General features: G+C 34.6%; 24 protein-coding genes. 17 read left to right on the plus strand and 7 right to left on the minus strand.

Annotated elements, in window-relative coordinates; all coding sequences use genetic code 11:
- Positions 1-138 precede the first annotated feature (138 nt).
- On the plus strand, positions 139-1,080 hold the full coding sequence (locus ABH959_RS02965; RefSeq protein ID WP_404492264.1) for an alpha/beta hydrolase: 942 nt from the start codon (positions 139-141) through the stop codon (positions 1,078-1,080).
- 52 nt (positions 1,081-1,132) lie between these two features.
- Here the strand turns inward: ABH959_RS02965 and ABH959_RS02970 are convergent, their stop codons facing one another.
- Entirely contained in the window at positions 1,133-2,134 is a 1,002-nt protein-coding gene (locus tag ABH959_RS02970) for an LLM class flavin-dependent oxidoreductase (RefSeq protein WP_404492265.1), read from the minus strand.
- 104 nt (positions 2,135-2,238) lie between these two features.
- On the minus strand, positions 2,239-2,430 hold the full coding sequence (locus tag ABH959_RS02975; protein WP_113938272.1) for a DUF3896 family protein: 192 nt from the start codon (positions 2,428-2,430) through the stop codon (positions 2,239-2,241).
- Between the two features lie 187 nt (positions 2,431-2,617).
- Here ABH959_RS02975 and ABH959_RS02980 point away from each other — a divergent pair, with 187 nt between their 5' ends.
- Together ABH959_RS02980 and ABH959_RS02985 are read left to right on the plus strand one after the other, a co-directional pair.
- Positions 2,618-4,081 (plus strand): flavin monoamine oxidase family protein, encoded by a 1,464-nt coding sequence (locus ABH959_RS02980; protein ID WP_404492266.1) that lies wholly within the window; start codon positions 2,618-2,620, stop codon positions 4,079-4,081.
- 87 nt (positions 4,082-4,168) lie between these two features.
- Positions 4,169-4,753: a GNAT family N-acetyltransferase gene (locus ABH959_RS02985; RefSeq protein WP_326996480.1), complete on the plus strand. Its 585-nt coding sequence runs from the start codon at positions 4,169-4,171 to the stop codon at positions 4,751-4,753.
- A gap of 24 nt (positions 4,754-4,777) precedes the next feature.
- Here ABH959_RS02985 and ABH959_RS02990 read toward each other — a convergent pair whose 3' ends face one another.
- Positions 4,778-5,680 carry an aldo/keto reductase gene (locus ABH959_RS02990; protein ID WP_404492267.1) on the minus strand — a complete coding sequence of 301 codons (903 nt, stop codon included), beginning with the start codon at positions 5,678-5,680 and terminating at the stop codon, positions 4,778-4,780.
- 165 nt (positions 5,681-5,845) lie between these two features.
- On the opposite strand from ABH959_RS02990, the gene ABH959_RS02995 reads away from it, so the two are divergent.
- Positions 5,846-6,796: a CobW family GTP-binding protein gene (locus ABH959_RS02995; protein ID WP_404492268.1), complete on the plus strand. Its 951-nt coding sequence runs from the start codon at positions 5,846-5,848 to the stop codon at positions 6,794-6,796.
- A 137-nt stretch (positions 6,797-6,933) separates the two neighbouring features.
- Here the strand turns inward: ABH959_RS02995 and ABH959_RS03000 are convergent, their stop codons facing one another.
- Positions 6,934-7,404 (minus strand): GNAT family N-acetyltransferase, encoded by a 471-nt coding sequence (locus ABH959_RS03000; protein ID WP_113938276.1) that lies wholly within the window; start codon positions 7,402-7,404, stop codon positions 6,934-6,936.
- A gap of 138 nt (positions 7,405-7,542) precedes the next feature.
- Positions 7,543-8,493 carry a metal ABC transporter substrate-binding protein gene (locus ABH959_RS03005; RefSeq protein ID WP_113938277.1) on the minus strand — a complete coding sequence of 317 codons (951 nt, stop codon included), beginning with the start codon at positions 8,491-8,493 and terminating at the stop codon, positions 7,543-7,545.
- Positions 8,494-8,690: 197 nt separating this feature from the next.
- Here ABH959_RS03005 and ABH959_RS03010 point away from each other — a divergent pair, with 197 nt between their 5' ends.
- Complete coding sequence (locus ABH959_RS03010; protein WP_002012427.1) at positions 8,691-8,915, plus strand: hypothetical protein; 225 nt, start codon at positions 8,691-8,693, stop codon at positions 8,913-8,915.
- Positions 8,916-9,031: 116 nt separating this feature from the next.
- Positions 9,032-9,691, plus strand: coding sequence for an oxidoreductase (locus ABH959_RS03015; protein ID WP_002031464.1), 660 nt, complete (start codon positions 9,032-9,034; stop codon positions 9,689-9,691).
- A gap of 29 nt (positions 9,692-9,720) precedes the next feature.
- Here ABH959_RS03015 and namA read toward each other — a convergent pair whose 3' ends face one another.
- Positions 9,721-10,758 carry an NADPH dehydrogenase NamA gene (namA, locus tag ABH959_RS03020; protein WP_113938278.1) on the minus strand — a complete coding sequence of 346 codons (1,038 nt, stop codon included), beginning with the start codon at positions 10,756-10,758 and terminating at the stop codon, positions 9,721-9,723.
- A gap of 133 nt (positions 10,759-10,891) precedes the next feature.
- Between namA and ABH959_RS03025 the strand changes: the two genes are divergently transcribed.
- The 6 genes from ABH959_RS03025 to ABH959_RS03050 all read left to right on the plus strand — a co-directional run bounded on the left by ABH959_RS03025 (position 10,892) and on the right by ABH959_RS03050 (position 15,906).
- Entirely contained in the window at positions 10,892-11,350 is a 459-nt protein-coding gene (locus ABH959_RS03025) for a methylated-DNA--[protein]-cysteine S-methyltransferase (RefSeq protein WP_002086069.1), read from the plus strand.
- Between the two features lie 165 nt (positions 11,351-11,515).
- The gene (locus ABH959_RS03030; RefSeq protein ID WP_113938279.1) at positions 11,516-12,514 is read left to right on the plus strand and encodes a DUF2628 domain-containing protein; all 999 of its coding nucleotides are present in this window, start codon (positions 11,516-11,518) and stop codon (positions 12,512-12,514) included.
- A 71-nt stretch (positions 12,515-12,585) separates the two neighbouring features.
- A complete protein-coding gene (locus ABH959_RS03035) occupies positions 12,586-14,247 on the plus strand; it encodes a peptide ABC transporter substrate-binding protein (RefSeq protein WP_113938280.1) in 1,662 nt (553 codons plus the stop codon).
- Positions 14,248-14,305: 58 nt separating this feature from the next.
- Positions 14,306-14,722, plus strand: a complete 417-nt coding sequence (gene fosB, locus ABH959_RS03040; protein WP_113938281.1) for a FosBx1 family fosfomycin resistance bacillithiol transferase — start codon at positions 14,306-14,308, stop codon at positions 14,720-14,722.
- 12 nt (positions 14,723-14,734) lie between these two features.
- Positions 14,735-15,277, plus strand: a complete 543-nt coding sequence (locus ABH959_RS03045; RefSeq protein ID WP_002064997.1) for a short-chain dehydrogenase — start codon at positions 14,735-14,737, stop codon at positions 15,275-15,277.
- Positions 15,278-15,294: 17 nt separating this feature from the next.
- Complete coding sequence (locus tag ABH959_RS03050; RefSeq protein WP_113938282.1) at positions 15,295-15,906, plus strand: phosphoserine phosphatase 1; 612 nt, start codon at positions 15,295-15,297, stop codon at positions 15,904-15,906.
- A 46-nt stretch (positions 15,907-15,952) separates the two neighbouring features.
- Here the strand turns inward: ABH959_RS03050 and exsB are convergent, their stop codons facing one another.
- Positions 15,953-16,549, minus strand: a complete 597-nt coding sequence (exsB, locus tag ABH959_RS03055; RefSeq protein ID WP_113938283.1) for an exosporium protein ExsB — start codon at positions 16,547-16,549, stop codon at positions 15,953-15,955.
- A gap of 181 nt (positions 16,550-16,730) precedes the next feature.
- On the opposite strand from exsB, the gene cotH reads away from it, so the two are divergent.
- The 5 genes from cotH to ABH959_RS03080 all read left to right on the plus strand — a co-directional run bounded on the left by cotH (position 16,731) and on the right by ABH959_RS03080 (position 21,840).
- Positions 16,731-17,807, plus strand: a complete 1,077-nt coding sequence (cotH, locus tag ABH959_RS03060; RefSeq protein ID WP_113938284.1) for a spore coat protein CotH — start codon at positions 16,731-16,733, stop codon at positions 17,805-17,807.
- Positions 17,808-17,912: 105 nt separating this feature from the next.
- Positions 17,913-18,530, plus strand: coding sequence for an NUDIX hydrolase N-terminal domain-containing protein (locus tag ABH959_RS03065; RefSeq protein WP_113938285.1), 618 nt, complete (start codon positions 17,913-17,915; stop codon positions 18,528-18,530).
- Positions 18,531-18,633: 103 nt separating this feature from the next.
- Positions 18,634-19,236, plus strand: coding sequence for an undecaprenyl phosphate transporter UptA (uptA, locus tag ABH959_RS03070; RefSeq protein ID WP_000881203.1), 603 nt, complete (start codon positions 18,634-18,636; stop codon positions 19,234-19,236).
- Between the two features lie 96 nt (positions 19,237-19,332).
- A complete protein-coding gene (locus tag ABH959_RS03075) occupies positions 19,333-20,712 on the plus strand; it encodes a putative polysaccharide biosynthesis protein (RefSeq protein WP_113938286.1) in 1,380 nt (459 codons plus the stop codon).
- Between the two features lie 186 nt (positions 20,713-20,898).
- Complete coding sequence (locus tag ABH959_RS03080; protein ID WP_000932386.1) at positions 20,899-21,840, plus strand: magnesium transporter CorA family protein; 942 nt, start codon at positions 20,899-20,901, stop codon at positions 21,838-21,840.
- Positions 21,841-21,873: the final 33 nt, after the last annotated feature.

A 21,873-nucleotide genomic window follows, 5' to 3' on the forward strand; every position in this document is an offset into this window, starting at 1 on the left:
CATATATTAATTATTAAATATCATTCTGAGAATCAGGTATTGTTAAGTTGAATTGTAGAATTTACTTATACCGTGACCCTAGAATGCTAGGAGTGTTGGAGAAATAATTATTATAAAAGGTTACGGGGGAATTTCTATATGAAAAATAGTATGACTTATATTAAGTTATTAAATGAAACGTTACATTGTTATGCAAATAAAGGAAGTTTTGAAGCGTATTCTTATATAATGAATAATGCTAAAGATGTAATGGGTAATGAAGCGCAAATATATAATTTTAAATATGCATTAGCAAGTGCAGCAGGACTTGAAGAAGAAGCGTTGCATTTAATGAAGAAAGCAATTATAGAAAATGGATTTTGGTACGGAAGTGAGTATTTAATTTCCGATGATGATTTAAAATCACTACATAAATTTGAAGAGTTTCATAGAATGGTTCAATTATGTAAAGAAAGAGAAGAATTAGCAAAGAAATCGGAACAAGCAGACGTGAAATATAAATACAGCAAACAAAATGAAAATCTACTAATAACACTGCATGGGGATCAAGAAAATATACAAATAATAGAACCATATTGGAACTCTGTAATGGAACAAGGTTTTATGCTAGCATTGCCTCAATCTTCCCAAATTCAATTTTCAGATGGATATGTTTGGGATAATATCGAAAGAGGAAGAGAAGAGTTAAAAGGACATTACAATAAGATTAAAGTGAATAAAACATTTGGGAATATTATTATTGGTGGCTTTTCTGCTGGGGCAAGAGTAGCGTTACATTCCATGTTACAAGGTGAAATAGAAGTGAACGGTTTTATTTTTGTGGCACCGTGGCTCCCGGAAATGGAAGAATGGGAAGAAATGATTGGAATATTGCATGATAAAAGCATAAAAGGATATATAATATGTGGGGATCAAGATGAAGATTGTTTTGAAGGTACACAGCAATTTGTAAAGTTATTAAAGGATAAAAATATAGAACATAAGTATAAAGTTGTGCCTAACTTAAATCATGATTATCCTCATAATTTTGATGAGTTATTAAAAGAAGCTATTGAATATATAGGAAGCAAAAATAATTGATTAGTAGTAAGAAAAGGAGATGCATCATATGTGATGCATCTCCTTTTCGTTATTATAAATTAAAAGCATCTGCCAATAGGCGATAAGAGTTTAATTTATGTTCAAATTGATGAGTAATCGTGACAATCATAAATTCGTCAGTATTATACGCTTTGCTTAAGTTTAATATTTTTTCTTTCACAGAAGACGGATCACCGACAATCATACGTTGACGATTTTCTTTTATGCGGAATAGATCATAAGCACTATACGAATAATTTTGAGCAGTTTCAATAGAAGGAGTACCAGTAGTCCGTTTTCCTTGTTCTAATAGTAAAATCGATAAATCAAGGCTTGATGCAATCTTCTCCGCTTCTTCATTTGTTTCTCCGCAAATAACAAAAATAGATACGATTGATTTTGGTTTATCACCTAAATAGGAAGGTTGGAATTGTTCTTGGTAAGCCTTCATTACTTCAGGGCCACCGTATCCGTTAATGAACTGTGCAAATGCAAAAGAAGCGCCTTGCTTTGCGGCAATCATTGCACTTTCTCCGCTAGAACCGAGCATCCACATTTCAGGAGATGTTGGGATAACTGGAGTAGCCTTTAAGTTTGCATAATGATGGTTTTCTGGTACTTGATCATGTAAGTACATAGCAACATCTGCAATTTGTTCTGGATATTGATCAAGTGAGACCATTTTACCTTCTTGAAGTGCGCGAGTTGCTATCGGCATACCACCAGGCGCTCTCCCGACACCAAGGTCGATGCGGCCCCTATAAAGTGCTTCTAAAACGCGGAAATTCTCGGCAACTTTATATGGACTATAATGTGGCAGCATAACACCACCAGAACCAACTCTAATACGATCAGTTTTCGCGGCAATATGTGAAATGAGTATTTCTGGACTTGAACCAGCTAAGCTAACTGAATTATGGTGCTCGGATACCCAAAAACGTGTGAATCCGAGTTTCTCAACTTCTTGTGCAAGCGCAACTGTATGCGAAATAGCTTGGGCTGCTGTGCTACCATCTGAAATAGGTGATTGGTCTAATACACTTAATTTGATCATAGAATATACCTCTCAATCTTAATGTACATCCTATTATATATTTACTTACGAAAAATGCGTAGTGAAATGCTCACACAAAAAAGAGGGGGATATTATATCCGCTTTTAACGAGAAAACCCTCGTTCATAATGATTCATTTCGACTAAGTTTAATATATATTCGTAGTTATCAATTTCTAGATGTATTTGCTTGCGTTCTTCTTCAGTTAGTTTAACGCTAGTGAGTTTTTTACATAACTGCTGTTTCTTTAATTCTAAATGTTTTTTTGTAGCCTGATAATCGTAAGTACGTTTCATGTGTATCCACCCTTTCCATACAGTTACTATCTGTATGTTTATAATATGAAGCATGTGGAAGGGGGAGAGCTGCACCTTATGTATTTTTAGTGAATTTTCAAATTGTGGTGGTGTTATGTTTAAGTGAATTTATGAATAAAATGCACTAAACCACTAATTTGTATTTCATGAAGTAAGGGGTGGGATTGTGCAGAAAGATATAATGTTTAACAATGAGATGGATGAAACGTTAAAAGTTATAAATAAGGGATTGAAGAAGACGACACGTCCGAAACAAATCATTGTAGTAGGGGCTGGTATGGCTGGATTAGTTTCGGCATCTTTATTAAAAGCAGCAGGTCATGAAGTGAAGGTTTTTGAAGCGAACAACCGTGTAGGTGGCCGTATAGAGACAGTTAGAATGGAAGATACCGGATTATATTTAGATGTTGGAGCAATGAGAATTCCGTATTCGCATACATTAACGATGGCATATATAAGAAAGTTTGGGCTACAGGTGAGCCCTTTTATTAATAGGAATGAGACAGATATTATCTACGTAAATGGTCGGAAAACGACATTAAAACAATACGAAAAAGATCCAAGTATTTTAAGATATCCTGTGGAAATGAATGAAGTTGGGAAAACGTCTGAGGAACTATTAATGTTAGCGGTACAGCCCATTATAAATTTTATAAAAAAGAACCCAGAGAAAAATTGGGATATTGTAGTAAAGGATTTTGGGAGATATTCTACAGGTCAATTTTTAAAATATCATCCTTATCAATATAATACGTATTTTTCGCCAGTAACGATTGAGATGATAGGTGTTCTATTAGATTTAGAAGGTTTTTTAGAAAGGTCATTCGTTGAGACGTTACGTTTTTTATATATTATGCAAGAGGAGAGCGGATTTTGCGAAATAATAGGTGGGAATGATAGATTACCAAAGTCTTTTTTACCACAATTAGAAGAAAATATTATATATAATCAAAAATTAATGAAGCTTCATCAACAAGCCAATAGTGTAACAGCCTATTACCGGAACGAGGAAACTTTTGAATATATTAGTATTACAGGGGATTTAGTTATTGTTACAATTCCTTTTTCAACAATGCGATTTGTAGAAGTAGATCCATTTGATTCGATATCTCATGCGAAGTGGAAAACAATTCGCGAATTGCATTATATGCCAGCTACAAAAATAGGAATTCAATTTAAAAGTCGATTTTGGGAGGAACAAGGGCAATTAGGTGGGAGAATTATAACAGATCTTCCTATACGTTATGCGTATTATCCAAGCCATGGAATCGGAGAGAAAGGGCCTGCTATGATGTTAGGAAGCTATACATGGTCTTATGATGCGTTGTTATGGGATGGGTTATCAAAGGGGGATCGTATCTATTACACACTACAAAATTTAGCAACAATATTAGGTGGTCAAGTATATGATGAGTTCATGTCTGGAATATCAAAGAGTTGGACATTAGATCCATATGCGCTTGGAGGGTTTGCACTATTTCAAGCTGGCCAAGAATCAGAATTACAGCCAGTCATTGTAAAACCTGAGGGGAGAATATATTTTGCTGGTGATCATACAACGCTGTATCACGGATGGATTCAAGGTGCGATTGAATCTGGAGTTCGTGTAGCGATGGAAGTGAATGATTAAAAAGTTTAAAATTCAGAAATTTCTTTACTGTATAACTTGAGATGGATATTATTATTATATATAAAAGAATTATAGGGAGTGTTTACAGTGAATCCGTTATTATTCGATTTTCCTTCTGAATTTTATACTGATAGGCTTTTTATTCGAATGCCAAAACCAGGTGATGGTAAAGTTGTATATGACGCAATTCAAGCTTCAATACAAGAATTAAAACCTTGGATGGTCTTTGCACAAAAAGAGCAAACAGAGGAAGAAATAGAAGAGAGTATTAGAAAATCACATATTCAATTTTTGCAGCGTGAAGATTTGAGATTACTAGTTTTTTCGAACGAAACAGGTGAATTTATTGCATCTGCCGGATTACATCGTATTAATTGGGATATACCTCAATTTGAAATCGGGTATTGGATTGATTCAAGGTTTAGTGGAAAGGGCTTTATGGTAGAGGCTGCAAAAGGAATAACGGATTATGCTTTCACTGAACTGAAAGCAAACCGGGTAGAAATTCGTTGTGATTCTCTAAATAAGAAGAGTAGAGCGATACCAGAGAAATTAGGCTTTAAATTAGAGGGTACTTTAGAAAGCGCGAGTGTTGCGGTGGATGGAAATGGATTAAGGGATATGTGTGTATTTGCAATGACGAGAAATACATATGAAAAAGAAGAGCTGTAAAGAAACAGCTCTTCTTTTTGTTTATTATGGTACAGGATGTCCATTAGAGCTTTCGAAAATTGTAAACCATTGTTGGCGGTCTAAGTTAACTTTTGTAGCAAGAGCGGCTGTTTTCACACGATCTAATTTACCAGAGCCAACGATTGGCATCATGTTAGCTGGATGAGCGAGTAACCATGCATACATAACAGTATCGATGCTAGTAACACCTAGTTCAGTAGCAACTTTTTGTAAAGTTTCACGTACACGTATGGCACGTTCTGATTGACCAGTAAAGATTTCACCACCAGCAAGAGGTGACCAAATCATTGGATTAATTCGTTTTTCTTGGCATAAATCAATCGTACCTTTTTCAAAATGCTCCATTTGCATCGCAGATACTTCAATTTGATTTGTAATGAGCGGGAAATCTAAATACGAACTTAACATATTAAATTGTGAAGGTAAAAAGTTAGATACACCGAAGTGGCGAACTTTACCTTCTTGCTTTAAGCGTGAGAACGCTTCTGCCACTTCAGTTGGATCCATAAATGGATCTGGACGATGGATGAGTAATACATCAATATAATCTGTATGTAAGTTTTGTAATGAATCTTCCGCGCTTTTTATTATATGTTCAGCACTCGTATTGTAGTGAGCAACATATCGCTCTGGAAATTTAGGTGATGGGGGAGCGATTCCACATTTAGTGATGATTTGCATATTTTCGCGTAAGGAAGGCTTGAGTTGTAACGCTTCTCCAAACAATCCTTCACACGTATATCCACCATAAATATCAGCGTGATCGAAAGTAGTAATCCCCAAATCCATACAGTCTTTAATAAAAGAAAGTAACTCTTGCTTTGTCATATTCCATTCTGCTAAACGCCAGAACCCTTGAATAATACGAGAAAATTCTAGTGTTTCGGCCATTTGAACTCGTTCCATTATAAGTACCCCCTTGATGAATGATAATATTTTTGAAAAGGCTTTCTTGCTACATATTATTATATAGTTACCCGATTGTACATACAATAAATATGTTTTGCTACAAAAACGTTTTTCTCTATATGCTATAATGTAGAAACATATAGCCATAAGGAGATGTAAGGAATGATTCCAGTAACAATACTAACTGGTTTTCTTGGATCAGGGAAAACGACATTATTAAATCGAATTTTATCAGAGGATCACGGCAAGAAATTAGCAGTGATTGTAAATGAAATAGGGCAAATTGGTATCGATAATCAATTAATTATGAACGTTGAAGAAGAAATTATGGAAATGACAAACGGTTGTTTATGCTGTACTGTGCGTGAAGATTTACTTGTTGCTTTAAAACAATTACTGGATGTGAAAGCAGAAGGGAAAATGAACTTTGATGGATTAGTAATTGAAACAACAGGTCTTGCAAATCCAGGTCCGATTATTCAAACTTTCTTTTTAGATCCAGTTATTCAATCTGCATACCAAATTAACGGTGTTGTAACAGTTGTAGATAGCTATCATATACATAAACATTTTGAAAAGGGACTAGAAGCAAAAGAACAAATTGCATTTGCTGATGTTGTGTTAGTTAATAAATTAGATTTAATTGAAGAAAATGAGAAAGAAAATCTCTTGCATGAACTTCAAGGAATTAACCCGACTGCAAAGTTAATCGAGGCGACTAACTGTGAGGTAGATATTCCATCGTTATTACAAATTCAAACGTTTAAAACGAAAGATACGCTGCAAATTTACCCTCATACAGAACGTAACCATCTAGAAGGTGTAAAATCGTTTGTACTACGTGAAGAACGTCCGTTAGATTTACAAAAATTGAATGAGTGGATGTCAGCTGTCGTTCAAGAACTAGGGGAGCATTTATATCGCTACAAAGGAATTTTATCTATTGATGGAGTAGATAAACGTATTGTTTTCCAAGGTGTGCATACGTTATTTGCTGCTTCGTACGATAGAGAGTGGCAAGAGGGCGAAGAGCGAGTAAGCGAAGTAGTTTTCATCGGAAGAGATATTAATAAAGAATGGTTCCAAGAACATTTTGAAGAATGTGTGAAATAAGTCTGCGTAAATCGCAGGCTTATTTTTTATGAGCATTTTAATGAGATAATACTAGATTACAAAAATGAAGTATATAAGGAAAAGAAACTAAAAATAGAAAACATAACATTGATAAATGCATAATAAAAAGCCTGTTTTCACAGGCTTGTATTTTCATCTATAAGTAATTCCATTACAACACCTACAACTGGACCTTCGTCATCAATATCCCCATTTAAACGGAAGCCAAATGACTCATATAGTCCCATTGCGTGTTTGTTGTCAGGATGTAAACTTAAATAAATTATTTTACATTCAAATTTTTGTTGCAAGAATTGAATTAGTAAGCGAAGGAAACGTTTTGCGTATCCTTTTCCTTGAAATTGTTGGTCAATCATAAAACGATCTAACCATACGCTTTCATGTTTTTGGGAATACCATCCATACATTGCGTATCCAACGAGTGTTTCTTTGTCATATAAGCCTACTGACGTTCCGTTTTCTTCATATAATGATTCTGCTAAGGAAAACGCATTACTTTCAATAAATTGCTGCTGGTCTTTTGTTACGCTTAAGGCAGCTACTGAACGCCAATTTGCTGCTGTTACTTCACAAATGTGAAGATTCATAGTTCCAACTCACCTTCTAAATTAGTATAGCTTACAAGCTAATATGGATAATTCTACTTGTTATTTCGATCAAGTCAAGGATAAATACATAAAAAGGCAGCTGAATGACATATTCAGCTGCCTAGAAAATATAGTTGATTAGCTTGTTGCTTCTTTTAAAGTATTTACGTTTTCTTCCATTAATGTGAAGTAATCTTTATTGTTCTTTGCATCATCCTCAGAAATAGTAGCAAGGTGATTTAAGCGTAAAATTTTTGTACCTGTTTCTTTTTGAATAACTGATGCTACTTTTGGAGTAGAGAATGTTTCAAATAAAATATATTGTAGACCGTGCTCTTTTACTGTTTTTGTAATGTCAGCAAGCTGTTTTTGAGATGGTTCATCAGATGCTGAAATTCCAGCGATTGGAATTTGTTTCAAACCGTATCGTTGTTCCCAGTAGCCGTAAGCTGCGTGTGAAACTAATATTTCTTTCGTTTTTGCATTTGCAACAACTGCTTTAAATTGATCATCTAAATCAGTAAATTTTGTTTGTAGTGCCGCGAAGTTTTTTTCGAACTCTTTTTTATGTTCAGGCTGTAATTCTACAAGTGCATTTTTAATTTTTTCTGCTTGTTTCATCGCAAGAGTAGGATCTATCCAAACGTGTGGGTCTTTATCGTGATGATGTTCATCTTCTTTATGAACGTCTCCATGATCGTGCTGCTCTTCTTCAGATGAAGCACGAAGTTCGATATCTTTAGATGCATTTACAATTTTTACGTTTTCTTTTTTTAATGATTTTTCCATTTTTTCGGCAAATGGTTCTAATTCTGCGCCGTTATAAACAAATAAATCGGCTTTCGCCACTTGTACAGTCTGTTTTTGACTTGGTTCAAATGTATGAGAATCCGCACCAGGTGGGTAAATTGTTTCTACATTTACATAATCACCACCGATTTTTTTTGTAAAGTCAGCGAGTGGGAAAATGGTTGTATAAACAGAAAGTTTCCCATCTTTTTTCGCCGCACCTTCTTTGTTGTTAGAACATCCAGCAAAGATGAGTGTGAAAATAAGTATAAATGAAAATAGAGCTAATTTTTTAGGCATATAATTCTCCTCTTTTCTTTTTTACAATTATATTTTCTCCAAATATAAGAAGAAAATATCGTTTTAACACAAAACGGAATAATTACGTTTTAGGTTGCGAACCTAGTATAATACATCTTTATGAAAGTTGCAATAAATAATAATCATTACGATTTGTTTTTGTTATAAATTTGTCAAAAAGAAAGGTATTAATTTTTATGATTGGTGCATATGTGACAATGTTACTTTCATATATTGGGAGGGAGCAGAAAAAAGGGGATGAGCGCTTGGGTTACTTCATGGAAGCTATCTTATTAATACTTGCGGTTGTTTTGCCATTATCTTTTGTTTTAATTTTTTTAAGAAGACTAATAAGTAATTTAGGGGATGCTACAACAATTACAAAATTGCCAGCGGAAGAAAAAGAAGAGAAAAAAGAGTAAGTAAAGCACTATGCGTACGCATAGTGCTTTACTTATGGTAAAATGGGAGAACGGAAACTCCTGTTAGCGACGATTAGCTATAGGAGAGAATAGTAAATAAAGAGGTATACACATATATGAATAAGCGAACAGCGTTAGTACTTGGCGCAAGTGGGCTAGTTGGACAAGAAATAACACGACTATTACTTGACTCAGATTACTACGATTCGGTTACTATTTTTGTAAGAGAACCATTACAATTACAGCATGAGAAATTGCAACAGAAACAGGTGGATTTTTCAGTATTAGAGGAATACAAAGAATTTTTTGCAGTAGATGATGTTTTTAGTTGCTTAGGAACAACGATAAAAAAAGCGAAGTCGAAGTCGAATTTTAAAAAAGTAGATTATGAATATACATTACGAGCTGCCTGCTTAGCTGAAAAACAAGGTGTGCAAAATTTTCTTGTTATTTCATCAATGGGAGCAAAACCTAAATCATTTTTCTTTTACTCGCAAGTGAAGGGGAAAATGGAAGAGGAGCTGAAAAAGCTAGTTATTGGTGGCATACATATTTTCAGGCCGTCATTATTAGTTGGAAATCGACAAGAATATCGTTTTGGGGAAAGAATGGCTGAGAAATTATCTCGTATTCTTCCGTTTATATTTAAAGGGGCTTTTAAAAAGTATAAACCAATTTCAGCTAAAGATGTGGCGAAAGGAATGTATATAACAGCGCTACGTGAAGAATCTGGTATTCATATTTATAGTTCAAACGATATTATAGAAATAAAATAAGTAAAACCGAGAAGAATAATTTCTCGGTTTTACTTATTAGTTTTAATTTTCCCGGGTGCTCGTCGGTACTGATATGGTTCTTTTAATTCAAAGCCAAGTTCATTGGCAGCTATTCTTGGGAAGTATGGATTACGAAGTAACTCGCGTCCGATAAAAATTAAATCTGCTTCGCTATTATTTAAAATTTGCTCTGCTTGTGATCCGGTTGTAATTAATCCTACCGCACCAGTCGCGATGTCAACATGCTCCTTAATATGTTTAGCATATTGTACTTGGTAACCAGGATACACATCAATATGTGCAGGTACAACAGCACCAGAACTACAATCGATTAAATCTACCCCTTGTTCTTTCATCCATCCTGTATACTGCACATAATCTTGAACCGTTAACCCGTCAGGATGATAATCATTTGCTGAAATACGAACAAATAACGGTCCGTTCCAAACTTCATTTACAGCATCGATGATTTCGCGTAAGAAACGATAGCGATTTTCAGGTGAGCCCCCGTATTCATCAGTCCGCTTATTGGAAAGCGGAGAAAGAAATTCATTAATAAGATAACCGTGAGCACCATGTAATTCAATAACGTCAACCCCCGCTCGTTTAGAGCGTAAAGCTGCTTTTTGAAAAGCAGAAACAGTTTCTTTAATTTGCTTTTTATTCATTTCTACTGGTATTTTCATTCTATCGTTAAACGGAATTGCTGAGGGAGCGAAAGCATCTGTTTCTAATTCAGCCTTTCTTCCGGCGTGAGCGAGTTGAATGGCTGCTTTTGCACCGTTATTATGTATAAATGTTGTCGTTTTATGTAAGCCTTCAATTAGAGTGTCATCCCAAATGCCTAAGTCTTTGCTAGAAATTCGTCCTTCAGGTAACACAGCTGTTGCTTCAATCATAACTAAACCTACTTGGCCAGCAGCCCTGGTTCCATAATGGACGAGATGAAAATTAGTTATTTGGCCGTCCTCATTTTCTGATGAATACATGCACATAGGTGACATAATGATACGGTTTTTTAGCGTAACGTCCTTAATTGTATAAGGTGAAAAGAGTTGAAACTCCATCAAATATCCCCCTTGATTGAATTTTCTTACATTGTATCATCCTCTTTTTTGTTTCCCTAATAAAACGCTTATACGAAAAATTTCGTCTATTCGTGTTACAATAAATAATATGTAATGAATTGGAGGATGACATATGTACCAGGCTTATTATGATAGTGAATTAGGTTTGTTAGAAATTACAGCGAACGAAGAAGGAATTACGTCTGTTATATTTGTTGAAGATAGAAAAGAAGAACATAAAAATGAACTTGTTGAACAATGTATAAATGAATTAGATGAATACTTTGAAGGAAAAAGAAAAGAGTTTACAGTTCCATTGTCTGCTGAAGGAACACCATTCCAAAAGAATGTATGGGATGCACTTTACACTGTTCCGTATGGCGTAAGTGCTTCATATTTAGATATTGCGGAGAAGGTTGGGAATACGAAAGCTGTACGAGCGATAGGAGGGGCAAATAGCCGGAATCCAATTTCAATTATCGTTCCATGCCATCGTGTAATAGGAAAGAGTGGAAAACTTGTTGGGTATGCGGGTGGTTTATGGAGGAAAGAGTGGTTATTGAAACATGAAGGTATTTTAAATAAATCGTAAGAAACAACCTTTGGAACGAGGGAGTTAGCTCGGCTGTCCTAAGACAAATTCGTTAGCTATCAAAAGTAACGATGAACCGAGAAGCCCCCACTTCGGGGTAAGCTCGTAAGAGATACTAAGTGGTGGGTAGTTCACAATGAAGTATGGATGGAAAGAGGGATTGTTTTGAAATGTATAAATTGTGGGCGACCTTGTATTAATGATCAGCTGAATTGTGCAAATTGTCAACGAAACCTGCATAATGAACAAGGTGAAGAAAGCTCGCTAATAGACAAAGAATTAGAAGTATATGTAGGGAGACAATATCCATATTACAAAAGAAAATGGGAGCTTGAGAATAAGCGAATTGCTAGGTGGAGCTGGAATGGTCTGGCTGCTATTTTTAATGTAGGTTGGCTTGGATATCGCAAGTATTACGTACCTGCTGCTTTATTTATACTGTTATTAGTAGCATGTGATGCATTTTCTTATTATATGGGGTTCAACGTAGCGTTGCCAATCGTTAATATGGTGCCTCTTACGTTTTTATTACTCATTTTCATTCTATTTGGGATGGGGATTTTTGCAAATGGATTATATTATCAATTTGCAGAAAGGCGTATATATCGAATAAAAGCACGGGGAATTAAAGATGAATCGGTTGAAAATTATCTCATCCGTGATAGTGGTGGAACGAGTAAAATGGGAGCAACAATCGTTACTATTTTAGCAGTTGCTAGTATTTTTTTCAGTCATTTCTTTTTTCCGACTGATCGAGATATTATACAAAAAGTACGTACAAGTTCGCTTTATGAATATCCGTTCTTTTCGATTGGTGAATCGTTTGAAAGCTATTTTCAAAATTCAGGGTGGATATATTATCGTGGTTCGGAAGGTATGGAATTAGTAGAATTTCAAGGATACAGCCCAGGGATGCCAAGACAAAAAGTTACAATTCAATTTATTGTTGATTATAAATTGAGTGAAATTGAGCCATATTCCCTTACGATTAATGGTGAATCTAAAAATGAAGAAGAGTTTTTGAAGATGATGGAAGAAATATTCAAGGTTCAAAATCCGTTTGAAATAGAGGATGGATTGCAAGTAAATGCTATTCAACAAAGCGGAGGGAAAGCAATTTCTGACCGCTTTTTTTCTTTTTATGAAAATAAATATTTAAAATAATCAGAATTTTTTGTATAATAAAATATATTATACAAGTTTTAACTTATACATATAGATTGGGGGAAGGAAGAATGAAGAGAAAGGTAACAACGATTGCTGCAGTTGCATTATCGGCTAGTGTATTGGTTGCAGGTTGCGGAAATGGGGAGAAGGCATCTACAACGAAGAAAGAAGCAGGTAAGGGAGTAGCGGATAAGCAAGTATTAAACTTACTAGAAACAGCTGAAATTCCTTCAATGGATACATCTAAATCAACAGATTCTGTATCTTTCCGTGTATTTGTAAATGCAATGGAAGGATTATATCGTCTAGATAAAGATAATAAACCAACTCCAGGTATGGCCAAAGACGTGAAGATTAGTGAAGATAAAAAGACATATACATTTGAATTACGTGATGCAAAATGGTCAAATGGTGATCCAGTTCGAGCACAAGATTTTGTATATGCATGGCAACGTACATTAGATAAAGCAATAGCAGCAGAATATGCATTTATTTTATTTGATGTGAAAAATGCACAGAAAGTAAATAAAGGAGAAGTACCGTCGGATCAATTAGGTGTTAAAGCGAAGGATGATAAAACGTTGGTAGTAGAATTAGAGCAACCAGCACCTTATTTCCTTGAGCTTACTTCGTTCCCTACATTCTTCCCATTAAATGAAAAGTATGTAAAAGGACAAGGGGATAAATACGGATTAGAAGCAGATAAATTATTGTACAATGGACCATTTACAATGAGTGAATGGAAACATGAACAAAGTTACCAGTTAAAGAAAAACCCAAATTATTGGGATAAAGATACTGTAAAATTACAAGAAATTAATGTGGGTATAGTAAAAGAGACAAGTACTGGGGTAAATTTATATGATAGTGATCAAGCAGATCGTGTCATTTTAAGTTCTGAGTTTGTAGACAAATATAAAAAGAATAAACCAGATGAATTTAAAACGAAGCTAGACCCACGTATGTATTTCCTACGTTTTAATCAAAAAAATGCAACGTTTAAAAATCAAAAGGTTCGTGAGGCGATTGATTTAGCGTACGATAAAAAAGGAATTGCGGATGTAATTTTGAATGATGGATCATTGCCAGCGTATTTCTTAGTACCTGAAAAGTTTACGACAGGACCAGATGGAAAAGACTTCCGTACTGTAAATAAAAATTTCCGTGACAGTAAAGATAATGCTGCGAAAGCAAAAAAACTGTGGGAAGAAGCGAAGAAAGAACTTGGTCAAGATACAATTACAGTAGAATTACTAAATGATGATAACGGTAGTCGTAAAAAAGTGGGCGACTTTATTAAAGAAGAATTAGAGAAAAACTTACCTGGTATTAAAGTGAATTTGAAGCAACAACCATATAAGCAGAAGTTAGATTTAGAAAAGAAATTTGAATATGAATTCTCATTATCTGCATGGAGCCCAGATTATCCAGACCCAATGACATATATTGATATGTTCGTTACTGGAAGCTCATTTAATGAAATGGATTATTCAAATCCGAAGTACGATGATTTAGTAGCAAAATCAAAAGGAGAACTACTAAAAGATGACGCAGCACGCTGGAAAGCACTTGCAGAAGCTGAAAAAATCTTAATTGGTCAAGATGCTGCAATCTCACCTACGTATCAGCAAAGTACGGCTTATTTAGAGAAGACATATGTAAAAGGTATCGCTAACCATACGTTTGGTGGAGACTTCAGTTATAAATGGGCATATATTACAAAGAAATAGTATAATAAAAGATGAGTGAATTTTCGCTCATCTTTTATTTGTATAGGAGGAATTAGAGTTGTTAAAGGGAATCAATCATCTTTGTTTTTCAGTGTCCAATTTAGAAAACTCTATTACATTTTACGAGAAAGTATTGGAAGGAGAATTATTAGTCAAGGGGAGAAAACTTGCATATTTTAATATATGTGGAGTATGGATAGCGCTTAATGAAGAAACACATATTCCGAGAAATGAGATTCATCAATCTTATACGCATATTGCGTTTTCTGTTGAACAAGAAGACTTTGAACGCTTACTGCAGCGATTAGAAGAAAATAAAGTTCATATTTTACAAGGAAGAGAGCGTGATGTGAGAGATTGTGAGTCTATATATTTTGTTGATCCTGATGGTCATAAATTTGAGTTTCATTCAGGGACGTTACAAGACCGTCTAAATTATTATAGAGATGAGAAACCTCATATGACATTTTACTAAGGGGGGAAGAAGTTGCATGCGCTTGTAATTGGTGGAACAGGAATGCTAAAGAAAGTTTCTATGTGGCTTTGTGATCAAGGGTTTCATGTTTCTATTATTGGACGAGATAGTACGAAATTGGAAAATGTTAAGCAAGTGAGTTCTGTACCGGGAAATATTACGTGCCTTCCTTTAGATTATCAAAATGACGATGATGTAAAGCAATCTATTACAAATACAATTGAACAAAATGGTCCAATAACATTAGTTGTTGCCTGGATACACTCTAGTGCAAAGCATGCATTACGACTCATTTGTAATGAGGTAGAATTGTCGTCGGAAAAGTACAGTTTATTTCATATATTAGGTAGTAGTGCATCACGTACGAAGTCACAAAAAATAGGCGGGGCATTATGTAGTTATTACAGAGTTATATTAGGGTTTATTTTAGAAGATACATATGCAAGGTGGCTTACTCATGAAGAGATAGCTGACGGTGTTATAAAAGGAATTGAAAGTAAATGCACAGAATGGATTGTAGGGAGAGTAGAGCCGTGGGAATTGCGGCCGAAATGATAAGGGGGAAATAGGAAATGAAGACAACAGTATATGTAACAAGGCACGGTGAGACAGAATGGAATGTAGCAAAGCGGATGCAAGGACGAAAAAATTCAGCCTTAACTGAGAATGGTATGATACAAGCGAAACAATTAGGGGAGCGTATGAAGGATTTACCTCTCCACGCCATATATAGTAGTCCAAGTGAAAGAACGATTCATACTGCCGAATTGATTAAAGGGGAACGCGATCTTCCAATTATAGAAGATGAACGTTTCTATGAAATAAACATGGGGATATGGGAAGGGCAAACAATTGCTGACTTGGAAATGCAATATCCAGAAGAAGTACATTTATTTTGGAATGAACCACATCTTTTTCAGTCAACATCAGGGGAAAACTTTGCGGCCGTTCATAAAAGAGTAATTGAAGGGATACACTTTCTTTTAGAAAAGCATAAAGGAGAAAATATTTTAATAGTTACTCATGCTGCAGCAGCGAAATTACTCGTAGGGCATTTTGCAGGTTTTGAAATTGAACATGTATGGGAAGAGCCATTTATGCATAGCGCGAGTCTTAGTGTGATTGAATTTGATGAAAACCGTGGTAAAGTAAAACAATTTGCAGATATAAGTCATTTTCAGTAAACGTAAAAAAGGTCGCAAAGCGACCTTTTTTGGTGGACATAAAAAACTAGCAATTACGTTTTTTATACCAGAAGTGATCGAATTTCTTGTTTTTGCAAGATGGGAATTTATGTCCGTCTCTGCAATCATTCCATTTGTGCCCGTCATCGTGACAGTCTTTACCATGATCACAATCATCATCGCAAGAGCTACCGTGTCCGTGAGGGAAGAATTCGCATTTTTTACAGAAACTTCGTTTTGTCCAGAAAAATTTCTTTTCAAAGCGTATGCATTTTGTAACGAACGTACAATGTTTTCTGCGAGTACGTTTTGTAACTAAAACGCATTCTTTTCTACGCGTCACTTTTGTAACGAAAGTCCATTTTTGAACACGTACACGAGTGCATTTCGTAACAAACGTCCATTTTTTAACATGAGTACATTTTGTAACGAAAGTACAATGTTTTACGCGAGTACATCTTGTTCTTGGACATTTACGCCCAGTTGTACATTTACGTCCAGTTGTACATTTACACCCAGTTGTACATTTATGATGAGAGAATTTATCATCATCGCAATCAAAAGTACTTGGATCTTGGTGTAAGAAATCCTCCATACCAGCACTTTTGATTTCTTCAACAGCTTTTCTAATATCACGTTTCATAGAAATCCTCCTTATCGAGTGTTAAATTGAAAAGGTATTCTTTTTCCTTAACATGATATGAGAGATGAAGTCTTTCTGAACAGGACAAGAGTGTAATTTTATATAAATAGATGATAGCGGATGTATGGACAAGACAAGGCGCATACATTGAATGAAGAGAACTGAGAAGGGATGAGAAAACATGCTGCCTTCATATGATTTTTTTGTTCATCCAATGTACTTAGTGGAATTGAAAAAGGACATTTGGTCAGATAGTCCAGTGCCAGCAAAATTAACTTATGGAAAAAAGAAGTATGACATTGATATCGTATACCGAGGGGCTCATATTCGCGAATTTGAGAAAAAGTCTTATCATGTTATGTTTTATAAACCGAAAAAATTTCAAGGCGCGAAAGAGTTTCATTTGAATTCTGAGTTTATGGATCCGTCTCTCATACGAAATAAATTATCTTTAGATTTTTTTCATGATATTGGTGTACTTTCGCCAAAATCACAACATGTATTTATAAAAATTAATGGTCAAATTCAAGGTGTGTATTTACAGTTAGAATCAGTTGATGAAAACTTTTTGAAAAATAGAGGGTTACCGAGTGGTTCTATTTATTATGCGATAGATGATGATGCGAATTTTTCGTTAATGAGTGAGCGAGATAAAGATGTTAAGACAGAGCTCTTTGCGGGTTATGAATTTAAATATTCGAATGAAAATAGTGAAGAACAACTGAGTGAATTTGTATTTCAAGCGAATACTTTGTCGAGGGAAGATTATGAAAAAGAAATCGGGAAGTTTCTACATGTAGATAAATATTTACGATGGTTAGCTGGAGTTATTTTTACGCAAAACTTTGATGGTTTCGTTCATAACTATGCACTATATCATAACGATGAGACAAATTTATTTGAAGTGATACCGTGGGATTATGATGCGACTTGGGGGAGAGATGTACAAGGGAGACCACTTAATCATGAATATATTCGTATTCAAGGTTATAATACGTTAAGTGCAAGATTGTTAGATATACCTGTATTTAGAAAACAATACCGAAGTATTTTGGAAGAAATATTAGAAGAACAATTTACCGTTTCGTTTATGATGCCGAAAGTAGAAGGTTTGTGTGAATCGATTCGTCCATATTTACTACAAGATCCATATATGAAAGAAAAATTAGAAACATTTGATCAAGAAGCTGATATGATTGATGAATATATAAATAAAAGAAGGAAGTATATACAAGACCACTTACATGAATTGGATTAATTTTGAAAGAGATTGGAACATTATCAATCTCTTTTTTTGTATAATAAAGATGTATCAATTTAATTGACGTAATATTTACTTAATAAAGAATGGAGATGTGGAAACATGACGGTCAAGTGGATTGATTGGGTAAAACAAATACAATCTATAGCTCAAGCGGGTTTAACGTATTCTAAGGATGTATATGATATAGAGCGTTTTCAACAATTACGGGACATTTCAGTTTCAATGATGTCACATTATACAAAGACAGATTGGGAAGTAGTAGAGAATTTATTTGCAAGTGAGACAGGCTATCAAACACCTAAAGTTGATATACGGGCAGTTATTTTTCAAAATGAAAAACTATTATTTGTGAAAGAAAAAAGTGATAGGAAATGGGCATTGCCAGGTGGATGGGCTGATGTTGGTTATACGCCAACAGAAGTAGCAGCAAAAGAAGTTTTAGAGGAGACGGGCTATGAAGTGGATGATTTTAAGCTACTCGCTATATTTGATAAAGAAAAACATCAACCATCGCCTTCAGCAACACATGTATATAAAATTTTTATTGGCTGTAAGATTATTGGTGGCGAAAAGAAAACTAGTATTGAAACAGAAGATGTGGAGTTTTTTGATGAGAATGAATTGCCTAATTTATCAATTGCTAGAAATACAGAAGAGCAAATTAAAGAAATGTTTGCCTACATGAAAGACCCGCAGAAAGAAAAAATAATAGATTAATACTGCTAGAATTGTACATATTGTTAAAATGAAGATATTGGCAGATGCCAATCTTTATGTGATAATAGAATGGTATGTGAAGAAAAAGGAGATAGAAAAGAAAATGTTAGCAAGCATAATAGATCAGTTATTGCAATTTTTTGCAAGCTTAGGTTACTTTGGAGTAGCACTAGCTTTAATGATTGAAATTATCCCGAGTGAAATTGTACTTTCGTATGCTGGATTTTTAGTAGCGGATGGTAAAATTAGTTTTGTCGGTGCAGTTATCGCCGGAACTATTGGTGGTACTTTAGCCCAAATCTTTTTATACTGGCTTGGATATTACGGAGGGCGTCCGGTTGTAGAGAAATATGGGAAATATCTACTTATTAATAAACACCATTTAGACATAGCGGAAGGTTGGTTTAAGCGTTACGGAGCAGGAGTAATCTTTTCTGCACGCTTTATCCCAGTAGTACGTCATGCAATCTCTATTCCAGCAGGATTAGCTAAAATGCCGTTAAAACTATTTACACTATATACAGTAGTTGCGATTATCCCATGGTCAATACTATTTATATACTTAGGTGAAAAGCTTGGTGGAAATTGGCGACACATTAAAGAGTATGCATCTGATTACACACATTACATAATTATAGGAGCTGTTCTCTTTGTTGCTCTATACTTCGGTTTAAAGTATTTAAAAAAGAAAAAAGCAGCGCGTTAAAGTCAATGATTTTTCATTGGCTTTTTTAATTGTTTGGGTTCTAAAAAAAAGGAGTTGTCCATAATGTGTAATAATAAAGCGTAGCGGGGGAATGTGATGAAAGGATCACCGTTTTTACGTGGAACGATATTTTTAACGATGGCAACGATGATATCTAAAATGTTAGGGTTTATATATGTTATACCATTTACAGCAATGGTGGGTACGAGTGGGTACGTATTATATACGTATGCATACCGTCCTTATACAATTATGCTTAGTATTGCAACGATGGGATTGCCACTTGCCGTTTCAAAAATGGTTTCAAAATATGATCAACTCAATGATTATCACACTGTTAAGAGGGTGCTAAAGAGTGGTATCGTTTTTATGGTCATTATGGGCGTTATTTCTTGTTTAGCATTATATATGTTAGCACCACATTTAGCTAAACTTGTGATTGATGGAAATGATCAGTCGGGGAATAGTGTGGTAGCTGTCACGCACAATATTCAAATTGTAAGTTTTGCGTTAATACTCGTTCCTGTAATGAGCTTGTTACGTGGTTTCTTTCAAGGTTTTCAATCTATGGGACCTTCTGCGCTCAGTGTAGTTGTAGAGCAATTTTTTCGGGTCTTAACTATTTTGATAGGAAGCTTTGTCGTTTTATATGTTATAAAAGCTTCTGTTTCGTTGGCAGTTGGTATTTCAACGTTTGGAGCATTTATGGGAGCACTAGGTGGATTAAGTGTTTTAAGTGCGTATTATATGAGAAGGAGAAAACATTTAAAGAAAAAAGAGATTGCCAGTATACCACAAACGACGAAAACTTTTTTTTCGTTGTATAGAGAACTGTTTACATATTCTATTCCTTTCGTTGTAGTTGGATTAGCGATTCCGTTATATCAGACGATTGATACATTTACAATTAATAAGCTACTTATACAAGTAGGATATATGCAAGGAGAAGCAGAAAAGATTAATGCGATTATTGGCCTTGTTCAGATGGTTGTACTTATCCCGGTTTCTGTTGCAACAGCTTTTAGTATGTCCCTTGTACCTGAGATGACGAAAGCTTATACAGCGGGAAATGAGAAGCTACTGTATAAACACTTTACAAGGACAAATTTATTAGTGGTAGGAATTACCGTACCGGCGGCGATTGGAATGATGATTTTAGCAAAACCAGTGTATACTCTTTTATTTGGTGCTGGAAATGATCCGGAGATGGGCAGTATTATTTTGCAGTACTATGCTCCTGCTTGTATACTATTCTCACTATTTACAGTAACCGCTGCCATGTTACAAGGAATTAATCAACAACAGAAAACAGTGCTAGGATTAGTAATCGGAATAACTGTGAAGATAGTTTTAAATATTGTATTGCTACCGTATTTTGATTATGTAAGTTTTATCATTTCAACATACGCTGGCTATACGATTTCGGTCGGCTTTAACTTGTGGATGCTTTCTAAATATGTTATAAAGGCAACATAAGCTTTTTTAAAGGCAGAGAACACTCTGTCTTTTTCTATGTTTACAAGATTTTTCTTAAAAAAACGTTTTCAAAATAATTTTTCTATTGAAATTTAATCGTTTGTTTCATATGCTGAAAATAGCGGTTCAAAAACTGTTGTTTAAGTGAGGTAGATTCCCACATGTAAAAAGAATCGGGGTGATAGTATGTTAAATATTTATTTAACAGACCGAAACGGAAAACTACAAGAGATTGAGGAAATGCAAAAGGGCTGCTGGATTAATGTACTTCATCCAACAGAAGAAGAAATTCAGTATCTAGTACAAACTTTAAATGTAGACTTAGATTTCATTAAAGATCCTTTGGATGATGAAGAACGTTCTCGTATTGAAAAGGAAGACAATAATACTTTAATTATCGTGGATATTCCGACAGTCAGACATGATGAAGAAGGAAATTCAATTTATGACACGATTCCAATAGGTATGATTGTAATGCCAGATTGTTTTGTTACTATTTGCTTAGAAGAAAATCCAATTTTTGAACGCTTTATTAATCAACGTATTAAAGAATTTTATACGTTTAAAAAGACGCGCTTCGCACTTCAGCTCTTATATACAATTTCTACTTATTATTTAAGATACTTAAAGCAAATTAATCGAAAAACAATCGATTTAGAGCACCAATTAAATAAGTCGATGAAAAATAAAGAAATTTTCACATTGCTCGGCCTTGAAAAAAGTTTAGTTTATTTTACAACATCATTAAAGGCAAATAAAATTGTAATTCAAAAATTAATGCGAAACAGTACATTTTTGAAAATGTATGAAGACGATCAAGATTTACTAGAAGATGTATTAATTGAAAATAAGCAGGCTATTGAAATGGCGGAAATATATAGTCACATTTTAAGTGGAATGATGAATACATTTAGTTCGGTTATTTCTAACAATTTAAATAGTGTTATGAAACTGTTGACTTCTATTACAATCATTTTATCATTACCAACGATGGTTTCTAGTTTCTTTGGAATGAACGTAAAGGTTCCGTTTGAAGGGGAAGCACATGGTTTTGTAATTGTACTTATAATATGTGTAACATTATCTTTCACTTTAGCATTTGTTTTTTGGAAGAAACGTTACTTTTAATGATAGGAAAGCTGCGCTAGCATAGTTATAAAA

The sequence above is a fragment of the Bacillus sp. RC51 genome (assembly GCF_044908115.1).
GTDB lineage: Bacteria > Bacillota > Bacilli > Bacillales > Bacillaceae_G > Bacillus_A > Bacillus_A mycoides.